We start from the raw sequence: 1,180 nt of genomic DNA on the forward strand, positions 1-1,180 counted from the left end.
TGCATCTGGCGGAGGTCTTTTGTTGTTTCGGGCGGTGGTTTTGCGAGTTGGTCGGTTCTTCTGCGGAGCATGAGATTTGCGCGCACGAGGCGGATGAAGGCGAGCGGGGTTTTGACGGTGGTCTGGTCGGCTTTGGCCATCTGCAACAGCAGATAGGCGATAAGGGCGACGGCGATCTGGATGCGGACGGCGTTTTCGGAAGTGCCGAGGAAATGCCGGATCTTCAGCGTCTGTTTGACGAAACGGAAGAACAGTTCGATCGCCCAGCGGCGTTTGTAGAGATCGGCGATCTCTTGTGCTGGCGCATCGAGATCGTTGGACAGGATGCGCAGCACCTTGCCGGTTTCGAGCACCACACCGATCTCGCGCACCGGCTTTCCGAACGGGTTCTTCCGGTTTTTCGCCTGACGGGCGGGCAACAGGCCGATGCGGTCCGACAGGATTGCGCCGCCGTCCATGATGGGCCGCTCTTCGAGTAGGCTCAGCCTCGTATGGGATTTGAAGCGGGTGACGATGCGGCATCCGGCCCGGTCGAGTTTTTCCCACCAACCGAAATCGTAATAGCCCAGATCGAAGACATAGGTGGCTCCGGCCTCGACCGGCATGGTTTTGGCAGGCGTGATGTCGTTGACCCTGGCTGGCGTCACTGCCGCATAGATCGGCCGTTCGGCATCGGCGTCATAGATCATATGGACCTTGGCGCCGCAGGTCTGACCGGAAAATCGCGCCCATTGCGAGGATGCCTGGCTCAGGCGCACGCCGGTGGCGTCGATAAGATAGGTTGCCTCGCCCATCTTGCGGCGCAGACCGCGTGAGGCCCTGGCGACCATCTCGGTGAAAAGTCCGGCAAACACCGCGTTGGGGCGCAGGCGGTTGGCATCGGCAAGCGTCGAACGCGAGGCAGGCCGCGCGCCAAGATGATAAAGGCGGGCCGAATGGCTCTCCAGACCGCCGACGATCTCACGTAGGCTCGCAGCACCCGAAAACTGGCCATATAAAAGCGCGATCAGCTGGCTTTTGGTCGACAGCCGCCGAACATGCCTGTCCGCACCGTGTTCGTCCACAAGCCGCTCGAAGCTTGCCCACGACAGACGCTTCAAAAGATCATGAAAAACGCTATTCTTGTGCCGCACGGTGTTGCTTCCCTTCGTGTCCGAGATCGTCGCCAAACGCTCGAACA

Annotated in this window: 1 protein-coding gene; it reads right to left on the reverse strand. The window is 60.4% G+C overall.

Features of this window, described 5'->3' with window-relative positions; genetic code table 11:
* Nucleotides 1–1,133: IS4 family transposase (locus tag QSK43_RS26995; protein WP_332306021.1), on the reverse strand; the 1,133-nt coding region annotated here is incomplete at its 3' end.
* Between the last annotated feature and the right edge of the window lie 47 nt (nt 1,134–1,180).

The organism is Rhizobium sp. GR12 (assembly GCF_036596185.1).
GTDB lineage: Bacteria > Pseudomonadota > Alphaproteobacteria > Rhizobiales > Rhizobiaceae > Agrobacterium > Agrobacterium nepotum.